Here is an 11001-nt window from a genome sequence, read left to right as displayed (position 1 = left end):
CCATTTATGAAAACCCCGGTTATTAAGGACTGTTGTTAATATAATTTTAAAATGTAATTTTACCGTTTTAAAAAATATAAAATTAACAAGAATTCCTTCTTACCAACCTAAAGATCAAGCACCAATTGATTATTAACTGTCTTATTCAATTTTTTACCGTTTACCCTCAGGTTCAACCCCTTAATCCCGGTATCCGGGCGTGATGCCAATAGCACCTCATCCTCGATCAAAAATAGGACTGGCATATTTGCCTCCAGTTTCCAGCCCATAATCTCTAATGGTTTTTCCATGGCATGAAGCACCCCTACTATTACCCCATTTTCCCATTCAATCACCTGGGCATCAGTATCATTTTGCAGGGTCTTCCAATGCTTTTTTGGTTGCTTTGCTCCATTGGGAATAAGCTGTATGGCATACTCTATTTCGGTTCCATCGGTTATGACCAAGGGGTGAAAAACCTTGTCAAAAACCGGATCCTCCCCTCTATACCTAAGGTTGACCGATTCCCAATAAGCACTAACCTCCTCTTGCCTTACCTCCATATATTGCCCTTTTCCAACGGAATAATAGGCCACCCCATGATGCAAGACCCAAGCCTCCCCTTCCATTTTATGCTTGCCCATTCCGAGTTCCTTTTTTTGGTTGACCCAGGTGGTTTTCCCCTGCCAGCGGCTTTGGTCAAGGGCTGTGGTAACCATTCCCTCCCCCTTCTTTTGTATGTCACTAACCAATCCCACCAAGGTGTTTCCTTGTATGAACCAGGCTTTTTTGGCATTTAACACTTGCTGGTCTTCAGTACCCAGTAATTTTACGTCTATATATATTAGGGCGGTCTCCCTATGTACCAAAGCACCAGTAAAAGGCTCCCTCCTGATGGCTTCGACACCTTCTATAGTGGTAAAACCAGGTAATAGATCCCAGTCCCAAAAGGGCATAAGATTGGTATATTCGGTTCCGTCCCTGAGTATGAAAACATTGCCGGCATTCAAAAGCCTTCCCCTCAGGTTTTCGTTGTTGATGGATTCTGTGGGCAGCGTGCGATCGGAAAGCCATTTTACAAAGAAACTGCCCTCCTTGCCATGCTTCACCAGAAAATCGGCCTTGGGAAAAGACTTGATCCCTACTAGAGAAAAAGCTTCCACAGAGCGCTGAGCTGCAATTAACTTCCCGTATTCGTTTTTAAATTCCATATCCAACTCTGCCAGCATCTCGAAAGTTGCTATGGACCTTGGGCGTGTCAATCCCCCTCGCCTGCTGGAAGAGCGGTCCATGGTGGAAGGCACCGAAAAGCTCCCCCTGGCCATCCATTGGTACCCCTCAAGGGCAAAGTTCCTCAACACCTGTACCTTTTCTTCCTCCAAGGCCCAAGGGGTATCCCTCATTTGCCAAGCAATTTGCGCAGTAACTTCCAAAAACCCCCTTCCATAGGAATACATCTGTAGCCTGCGATCATGGAAAAGAAAGCTGTAATCTTCTTGTATTCCCAAGCCCTCCCCTACATGAATTTCCCCTGCTATTAACTCCATGCTCTTTGCAATCAAGGCAGGGTCAGACCTAAAAAGTCCCAAGTGCATTTTGATATCCGCCAGCCAAATAAGGTTGGTTCCCGACTTGTTGCCATAGGTATCTTCCGCTAGCCTGCCCAGGATCCATTCCCTCAGATCGGGCGCCAATTCCCCCTCCATCAAAACCAGTACGTCCCTTAACTTACCTGGAACCCCTATGTCATTCTGAAACCAGTTGGGGTTGCGGAAATCCTTTTCCTTCCAATAATAAAGGGCTCCTTCCAGCATTTTCCTGGCTTCTTCCTTGGACATTCCCCTTTCTTGAGAGGCTTTGCCGTAATGGATTCTGGCCAATTGTACACATCTGTTGAGATGCATAATGGTTTTCCATCCTGTACGGGCATTATGGGTATAGTCAATATCCTTCCAGCTCCCCCCTGCGTACCTGTCCATTATCCTTCTTGCCTGTGCATTACTCACCTTTTGGTCCACCAAGGTGGCATACCGCTCCAGAGCCAAGGCTTCATGATGGGAGTAATCTCCTTTCAGTGGCTTGGGACTGCACTGGAATAAAAAAGACAGTGTAAGGAACCAGAAGGTGCCAATAATCACCCTATAATTACCCCTATAAGAATTCGATGCATCTGTTTGTTTTACCATAATTTTTTTAGAATATTGCCTTAGGCGGTGTTTAGGCCTATATACCATCAACCATGAACACTTTTACCAATTCATCCATCTTCCTCGTTTTAGTGTGTACTATTTCCTTGTCAGGAGAAGCCTTAGGCCAAACCCTCCCCTTAGGTTTCCCACTCCTTCAAGATTACCTTAGAAGGGAACAGGTCATGGGAAGAGTTCCTACAAGCCCCAGCTTTAACTATTCCCCGCTTTGGTTGGAGGAATTGTACCCAGAGGCAGATTCCCCATTTCTGACCGATCCCCCCTCTTCTTTGATACCGAATTTACCGGTTCTCAAGGACACTAGCAATTTCCAATCCAGCTTATTGCCCATCGATTACCGTAGCAGGGTGAACACCGGGCACCCCTACGGTTGGGGTGACGGCATGATGCTGCCTGCCAGGGGCTTGCAAACGATGGTCAGTGCCGGGGTACATATAAAAAAAGGAAACTGGAGCTTTCAGTTTTATCCCCAAATGTTTTATGCGCAGAACCTTTCATTCCCTGAATATCCGGAGGATGCCCCTAACCCCTTTTTCCAAAGGATGAACAGGGGGGTAAACGGTGTGGATGCCCCGGTGAGGCATGGGGACACCCCCCATTTCCGGATGGGCTGGGGGCAATCGCATATCCGTTACAATTTTGGCAGCTTCTCCGCAGGGCTGTCCACCGAAAACATGTGGTGGGGCCCTGGTCAGTTCAATGCACTGCTCATGAGTGACAACGCACAGGGATTTCCCCACCTCACCCTGCAAACCCGAAAACCCGCAAAAACCTTTATGGGGGATTTTGAGGGGCAGTACTTTGTGGGAAGGCTGGGGGGATCGGGTTTTACCCATTTCAGTGACAATGCCCACTCCAACATTTTCGAGCCAAAAAACCATGACCTTTGGCGGTATTTTACGGGCATTTCTGTCAGTTATTCCCCCAGTTTTTTGGAAGGCTTTTCATTGGGCATCAGCAGGACCTTCCAGGTGTACAGGGAGGACATGCGCTCCAACGTAAGGGCCTATTTCCCCTTATTTGCCCCCCTACCGAAGGAGGGGGAGGGCAATATCGAAAATATAGAACTGAGGGAAGACCAAAACCTGGCGGGCTTTGCCCGATGGGTTATCCCGGCAGCCAAGTTCGAGTTCTATATGGAGTACCTGAGAAACGACCATGCCCTCAATTGGAGGGATGTGGTATTGAACCCCGAACACAGCAGAGCCTATACCCTGGGATTCAGCAAGTACCTGCCCATGCCGGACAAGAATTGGCTGGGCATCAGGGGGGAGATGACACAGACGCAAATCTCCATCAATAATAATGTAAGATGGAGGGGTAGGCCAAATTTTGGGCTAGGGCTTTATGACAACAACCAAGTGAGGCACGGGTTGACCAACAGGGGACAAATCCTGGGATCAGGATTGGGTATAAGCGGAAATCTGGCCATCATGGAATTTAGTCTGGTGAAGGAGTATAGGAAGTATGAGCTCAGCTTGGAAAGGCTAGCCAGGGACCAGAATTTTTTCCGTCTTGCGCAGTCCGACGGGGTGGCAGTATTGCCCTGGGTGGACCTGGGCATAGGGGTAGGGGCTTCTGAGCGCTATGGGCGCTATCTATTGGAAGCCAGAGCCAAGTTTATCCGATCCTTCAACTACCATTTTTACAACCCCGATTTGGAGCTGGGGAATCCAGTACCCCCATCCCTGCGGCAAAGTAATTTGCATTTGGATTTTAGGATGGCATATATTTTATAATCCAGGGGCTCTTTTTTTGGGAGACTTAGGGATCAAGAGACACAGGGACTTGGTGATGGTAGATCGAGATTTTGGTAGGGCTTCGGTGGATTTTTTACACTCATACCTGCCTCTGGCAGGGAGGGAACCGCATGAATTGATGCTATAAAAGGAGTTTATTTGAGGCTCGGGGTCATCCGTTTTCCCGTGGGTTGGGGAGAAGAAAAAAAGCGGAGAGGACCTGCCATTGGAACAATGGCCTATTCCGTCCCTAATGGGACGGCTCTTCTGTAATAATTGATGTTTTCTACCCACATTTGGTGCCTGGCAGCACCGGGTTTCTCAATGGAATTTTGGACTAATCACTCCAGGGAATTATTTCTCCGCAAAGCGCAAAAACTCCCAGAGGTTGGTAGCGAGGGTGGAAACAGGTCAGGCAAAAAAAATTATGTTTATACCCATCAGCAAGTGGAGTGGAGTTCAACCACTTCATAGTTGCGGGGGCATTGTTTTTCTCAAGATCTATTGAAAGGTTTGGCCACCGCCGTGGTCTTTGGTGGTTGATGTAAGGATGTTCTGCTATTCCTTGGAGAATCTTAGCCACAATTGGTTCCTAAACAAAATTTACCCAAGCACCCACATCCCTAACGTTTACAAACGCCATCTCCCTCAAGGAAGAGGGTTGGGGTGAGGGCAAAAACGCGAGGGAAGAGGAGGTATTGTGGATGAAAGATGCAGGGACTTGGTGATGGTTTACGATCGAGATTTTGGTAGGGCTTCGGGAGGTTTTGGTCGCGTAGGACGCGAAGAAGCTCGGAGGACACAAAGTTTTTGATTGAGGGTTTTTTGGTTGATTACCAGCTCAGGATTAGGGGCATGGAGACCCGAATCTTTGTGTTAGACACCGCTTGTTCCAATTATTGGGTTTGGCACCGAAACACCACAACCTGGACGGGTATAAAAAGCTCACGGGGTAATAACTTTGGGTTTTAACCCGTGGGTTAGGGAGAAGAAAAAAAGCAGAGAGGATGCGCCATTGGAACAATGTCCAATTCCGTCCCTACTGGGACGGCTCTTTTGTAATTATTGATGTTTTCTACCCACATTTGGTGCCTAGCGGCACCGGATTTCTCAATGGAATTTTTAAACTAATCACTCCAGGGAATTACTTCTCCAAGACGCAAAACAACCTCCCACTCCTGTTTAGGAGGGGGCTGGGGGATGGTCTCTACCAACACAACCCTTGATAATTGGCCATATCCTCCAACTCCCTTATCCTTACCAAATCCACGACCGCCGCCTTTTGGGCCAGAGCCTCTTTATAGGGTTTGGCATCGAAATTCCGGTGGTTTACCAACACCACCTCAGAATCCCCTAAGGCGTCATTAAAATCTTCCACAATCAGTTCCGAGAGATGAGGCAGGTGCTCATTGATAAAGGACTTGTTGGCACCCACCAATTTGGACAGATGTACGTTGGGGTCGTAGATGCGGATCTGGTACCCTTTTCCTATTAGCCTCTCGGCCAAATCCACAGAGGGGCTGTACCGCAGGTCGTCCGTGCCTTCCTTAAAGGAAAGCCCCACGAAACAGACCTTACGCTTGCCGGTACGGGCAATCAGCTCAAAGGCTTGCCTTTTCTGGTATTCATTGGATTCATGTACCCCGTTCAAGACTGGCGTGGCCACATAGTTGTCATGACCCAGGGTGACCAGCCCCTTAAGGTCCTTGGGCAGACAGGAGCCCCCATAGGCAAAACCCGGTTTGAAATAGGCAGGAGAGATATTCAGATGGGTATCCTTGCAAAACAATTCCATCACCTTGTGGGAATCTATTCCCAGGGATTTGGAGATATTCCCCACCTCGTTGGCAAAGGTGATCTTAAGGGCATGGAAGCTGTTGTTCACATACTTGATGACCTCTGCCACCTCTATATCCGTGATCTCTATGGGTGCATCCAACACCTCGTATAGGGTCGCAACCTGGGCAAGGGCCTCTTGGTGATCCCCGCCAAGGACAGTAACAGAAGGATGGTAGTAGTCCTTCACCGCCGTACCCTCCCGAAGGAACTCGGGATTGGAAACCACGGTAAAGTCCTCCCCCCGTTTTTTTTCGGAAGATTTCTCCATCACTTCGCCGAACTTCCGGTTAGTGCCAGGCAACACGGTACTCCGGATCACCACTGTATGGAAGCCTGCCTTTTCCTTTAAGGCCTCCCCTATCTGCTCGGCGGTCTTAAAGATATAGCCAAGGTCAAGGTGCCCCTTGGAAGAAGAAGGGGTGCCCACACAGATGATACTTATGTCCGTAGCCAGCACCGCCTTATTGGCGTCCAAAGTAGCGGATACCCTTCCCCGGGTATGCTGTTCCTTTAGGATGGTATCGATATCTTTTTCTACGATGGTGGGTTTACCATGGTTGATCAAGTCCACCTTGAGCGGGTGAATGTCCACACCGATTACCTCGTGGCCGTTTTGGGCCAGGCAACCCAGGCTTACACATCCCACATAACCTAATCCAAAAATGGAAATCTTCATTTTCTATTTTTTAAATGCTTCAATTTGTTCCAACATAAACTCCAGCATATCGTCCCACTCCTTATTCATTGCCTGCCGCACCTTTCCTTGACCATCGGCGTCAAAGGGGGAAGCGATATAGGTGTTGATAGGGGCAAGCGCCTGCTCCCCGGGATGGTGTTCCAATAGCCCCCTTGGCATCAGGAACTCATTGGCCCTCATGCTGCGCACCCCACAGTAGATGCTCCTCACCCCCAACATGGCCCCCTCCCGGGCCATGCTATCCCCGGAAGAAACCACCAGCCTGGCATAGTACATCAAGGAATGGATATCGGAAACCGGCTCTTTCAATTGCATCCAAGCCTTGGGGTAGAGGTGGGACTTGGCCTTTTCCTCCAGGGAAAGGAGCACAGGCATATCGGGAGTAATTTGCCCGGCAAAGCTACCCACAATATCGGCCTTCTGATCATAGTAGTTAAAGGATTGGTTGCTGACCTCCCGGACAAAAATATAGGAATGCGGCCTAAGGCCATATTCCCCCAAAACAGAAGGGTCGGGCTTAAACCGGGCAGGACTTAGGTAACTCCATTCCTTAAGGCAATTAAAAATACCCACCTTGGAGGTTTCCTCCACAATGGGCGGGAAAAAGATGCGATTGGAAAGCCGGGCATTGACGGCATTGATGCGCTTCCGTTCCGGGTCGTCATAAAACTGGATCACAGGGGTACCGGTAAGCCTACAGGCCAATGCCAGTGGGGCACTGCTTGCCGCCACACAGATACAGGGCCGGTGTTTCCGGATCAAGGAGAGGAAAGTCCCTACCCTGGCTATGTTTCCTTCCCATAGTATAGACCATTTGCTGCCCCTGCTTGCCCCTACCGGGATACACTCAAACCCTGGGTATTCCTTTTCTATGATCTTGGGCAACTTTCCTCGCTGCAAATAACAGATAAGCACCTCCCACCCTATTTCTTTCAGGGCGGTGGCCAGATGCTTAAAAAGGTTAAGCTGGGCAGGATGCTTGATATCAATAAGGATCTTCATCAGCGGATATATTTCCAATAAAACTTTTTAAGACGAAAGGAAACCCGATGGCGGATGCTATCCATGTTGCTCCAATTGGGAGAAGGGTAATGAGGGGGGAAGGAATAGCCAAATTTACGAAATGCCATGTCAAAAGTATTCACCGCTTCTTGTTCCAATCCCCGGTAATATTCCCAAAAGGGTTTGTTTTCTTTTTTGGTTCTATTGACGATAGGAAGGGGTCTTTTAGGGATGATACCCATATTTTCCAATGCTTGATGAAAATCGTCCGAAAGATGTTCAAAGCGGACTATTTGATCATACCTATCCCAATACAGAAAATGCCAATCGGAATAGGGAGTAGAATAGAATTTCAGGAAAAAAGTGGCAAAATCAAGCCCCCCACTTGCCACAGCAGAAGCTCTTTTGGCCAAGATTTTATTGGCAAGGAAAAGCAGGGAGCGCTGAAAAAGGTTTTTATCTCCTATTTCTTTGATTTGGCCCTGTTGAATCTGGTCATGGTTGGATAAATATTTAAAATAAAGACTTACGGTACGGTCCATGGGGTTACGTACAGAGGCAATTACCCTATAGTTTTTTTCAGCCTTATTTGCTTGTCTGAGGAAGACATCATAGGAGGCATGTTTATAAAGAATAGGAGTGCCACCGTATTGCTCACAAAGTTCCTTTCTTATGGCCGTGGTACCCGTGCGGGGAAGGCAGACAAAGACAAATTTATGTTCGTGGCTGATGATCATTTCTTTACAGTCTTAAAAATTTGAATAAAAGATTTTACACTATTCGAAAGAGAATGTTTAAAAATCATTTTTTCTATTTCAGCAAAATAGTTGGAAGCATTGAACTCGGGTTTCAATACTTTTATTATACAATCTGCCAATGAATCAACATTTCCATTTTCAAACAATAGTCCGGTAACACCTGGAATAACAAATTCCGGAATACCACCCACATTTGAACCTATTACAATGGTCTTTGAGGTCATTGCTTCTAACCCCACTAAACCAAGGGGTTCTTGTCTTGAAGGAAAAATAAAGAAATCAGCCATATTATAATAATCGTTCAACTCTTGAGGAAATACTTTCCCTCGTAATGAAGTAAATTTTAAGAGCCCATTATCCGCAATAATCTTATTATATAACTCTTTTTCCGGGCCATCTGTTAAGATAACTACAAAGATCCGAGAAGTTATTGATGGCTCTAATTTTGATATGGCTCCCAAAAATAAGTCAAAACCCTTTCTTTTGATTGCGTTACCAGCTAAAAGAAAAAATTTCTTGTCTGAAGGGATTGAATATTTCTTTTTAAGGGAATTTAAGTCCATAAGTGGTTTCATTACAGATAAGTCAACACCAGGAGAAATTATTTTGATATTTATATTATTTGTAACTAATATAGTTTTATTATAAATATTTATACTGTTTACTATTATATAATCAGAATTATCTAATGAATACTTAAGAATTTTAAAGCTTAGGTTTTTCTTTCTATAAAGCCGATTTAAATCACCACCATGAACATAACAAACTACAGGGGTTCCAGAAATCTTTTTATACAAAACAGCAGCCAAAGTACAAAATATAATTCCCTGGGTAAAAAATACATCCACCTTTAATCCATTTTTTAATAAGAAGGGGATGAAACTAAAAAAAAAGAATACGTACTTTAATAAATTAGCAAAAAAATTTTTAACTTTATTGGCATTTCCCCAAATCCTAAATATAGGATTATAAAAAAGTTGGACATCCATGCCTTGCTTTACAAGTTCATCTTGAAACTTTTTTACAAAAATCTGGTTAAAAGGATTGGCCTTTGTAGGAAAACTGTTGGTAATTATGCAAATCCTCATTTAATTTTCCAGTTACTTAAGTCTAACCCAGTAATTGATTCCGTAATATCAATATCATGACTATAAATTTCGGCCAACTTGGATTTCAATTCTCCCTGAAGCACAGGTTTAGACAAAAACTTATTTCTATAATATTGATCAAATTTTTTCCTAAGCTTCCCTAAAGGAGAATAGGAAAGCCATGGAAGATTCCTGCGGATGAACCTTAAACTACCTAAATAAGCATTATGAAAGGCAGGATTTGTGGGCATTCCAGAAGCATTGTGCTTTTGGAGCTTAATACGTGCTATTTTCGACGAAATATTCAAAAACTCACATACATTAATTAGTGTAGAGCTAGGAGACCCTATCAGGTCATCAAATTTAATTACCAGAATTTGAGTTCTATCAAAGCAGTCAAAATACTGCCGAAGGTGTTTACCATACATACCAATCTCAATCAACCGCCTATGCGGTGCCCAATCATTCAATTTACCGGATTCTTCCATCTCAATCCATTTTGAAAAATCTTTGGTAAAAGCCGTTCCATCTCTAACATGGTGTAAGAAATGAGAATAAGCCCTTGATACGGGATCTCGAATCACTGCTATGATTTTAGCCTCTGGGTTGTATTCTTTAATCCTATGGGCAGTAGAAGGAACTGATAAGTACATAGTTGAAGCCTCACCGACGATCTTATTGTTGCCTGCATTGAGGAAAAGTTTTTCATATTCTTCGATATTCTTAGCATATCTTTCATAAAAACATAAATCATCCGGTCCTGAAAATGGAAAACATTGAAAGTTTTGGATAAAGAAATGCGGTTCCTTTTGTTTTGGAAAAAAAACATCTTCAGATTCCTGCAAAAAATTGAATAAGCTAGTGGTCCCACACTTTACAGAACCAATAATAAATAAATTAGGTTTTCTAATTTTCATAATAACTTTTTAAAGTTCCATATATACCACCTAAACTCATAAACAATAAACATCTATATGAAATTGACTCTATCCCACCAGATAGTGAAACAAATAGTGAAACAAAAATCAAAGAATAATAAACACTAATCAATTTATTACCAAACAAACTATTATTAAAATGTGATAATTTTTTACCAATTTTTACCAGGTAAATAACAATAAACAAATACATAGATAAACCTAAAATACCACTTCCATGCGCTAATAAAGTAAAGTCAACATGTAACCTTCTATCAGCATAAAAGCCTCTACCATAATTATTTCTAGTATTGAATAATTCATTTGTACCAAAAAAAAGACTATATAAATCTTTAGAAATTAAATTATAAACTGCAGAATATTCCCTAAATCTATCTTCCTCACTTAAGGTAGAATCAATATCTATTGTTCTTTCAAATTTATCTTGCCTTAGCTCAAATCGACTTAAAATAATATCATTAAAAAAAAGATAAAAACTTATTAAAACAAAAAACAAAAGAGAAAGGTATTTTACGAATACAATCTTATTTTTAATAAAAATAAAATAAACAAACAATCCTAAAAATATAGCTACAGTAGGCCCTCTCCTTAATGTAATAATAGGTAAAGCAAAAAAAGAGAAAATAAATATAAAAATAATAAAATATCTAAAATATGTTTTAAATTGGAGATTAGTTAGAAAAGGAAGAAAGAAAAAAGGTATTATAACTTGAAATAAACGTAAACCACTTAAATATCCAACAGTAAATTGAGA

The 11001-nt window shown here is 43.4% G+C and carries 8 protein-coding genes; 1 reads left to right on the top strand and 7 read right to left on the bottom strand.

Going from position 1 to position 11001, the window contains the following annotated elements:
- Positions 1 to 107 precede the first annotated feature (107 nt).
- Positions 108 to 2165 (bottom strand): polysaccharide lyase family 8 super-sandwich domain-containing protein, encoded by a 2058-nt coding sequence (locus tag DB520_RS25020; RefSeq protein WP_198675455.1) that lies wholly within the window; start codon positions 2163 to 2165, stop codon positions 108 to 110.
- Positions 2166 to 2218: 53 nt separating this feature from the next.
- Between DB520_RS25020 and DB520_RS25015 the strand changes: the two genes are divergently transcribed.
- Positions 2219 to 3925: a capsule assembly Wzi family protein gene (locus tag DB520_RS25015; protein ID WP_114752530.1), complete on the top strand. Its 1707-nt coding sequence runs from the start codon at positions 2219 to 2221 to the stop codon at positions 3923 to 3925.
- Between the two features lie 1207 nt (positions 3926 to 5132).
- Here the strand turns inward: DB520_RS25015 and DB520_RS25005 are convergent.
- The 6 genes from DB520_RS25005 to DB520_RS24980 all read right to left on the bottom strand — a co-directional run.
- Positions 5133 to 6440: a UDP-glucose dehydrogenase family protein gene (locus DB520_RS25005; RefSeq protein WP_114752528.1), complete on the bottom strand. Its 1308-nt coding sequence runs from the start codon at positions 6438 to 6440 to the stop codon at positions 5133 to 5135.
- A gap of 3 nt (positions 6441 to 6443) precedes the next feature.
- Complete coding sequence (locus DB520_RS25000) at positions 6444 to 7463, bottom strand: DUF354 domain-containing protein (protein WP_114752527.1); 1020 nt, start codon at positions 7461 to 7463, stop codon at positions 6444 to 6446.
- A complete protein-coding gene (locus DB520_RS24995; RefSeq protein WP_114752526.1) occupies positions 7463 to 8200 on the bottom strand; it encodes a sulfotransferase family 2 domain-containing protein in 738 nt (245 codons plus the stop codon). The genes DB520_RS25000 and DB520_RS24995 overlap by 1 nt, the downstream gene beginning before the upstream one ends.
- Complete coding sequence (locus tag DB520_RS24990; RefSeq protein ID WP_114752525.1) at positions 8197 to 9309, bottom strand: glycosyltransferase family 4 protein; 1113 nt, start codon at positions 9307 to 9309, stop codon at positions 8197 to 8199. The genes DB520_RS24995 and DB520_RS24990 overlap by 4 nt, the downstream gene beginning before the upstream one ends.
- A complete protein-coding gene (locus tag DB520_RS24985; RefSeq protein WP_114752524.1) occupies positions 9306 to 10226 on the bottom strand; it encodes a sulfotransferase family protein in 921 nt (306 codons plus the stop codon). The genes DB520_RS24990 and DB520_RS24985 overlap by 4 nt, the downstream gene beginning before the upstream one ends.
- A partial coding sequence (locus DB520_RS24980) for a hypothetical protein (protein ID WP_157972246.1) occupies positions 10216 to 11001 on the bottom strand: 786 nt, incomplete at its 5' end. The genes DB520_RS24980 and DB520_RS24985, both read right to left, overlap by 11 nt.

The sequence above is a fragment of the Pleomorphovibrio marinus genome (assembly GCF_003347495.1).
Taxonomy (GTDB): domain Bacteria; phylum Bacteroidota; class Bacteroidia; order Cytophagales; family Cyclobacteriaceae; genus Pleomorphovibrio; species Pleomorphovibrio marinus.
Note: the sequence above shows the minus strand (reverse complement) of the source record. Positions and strands in the feature narration are given on the sequence as shown.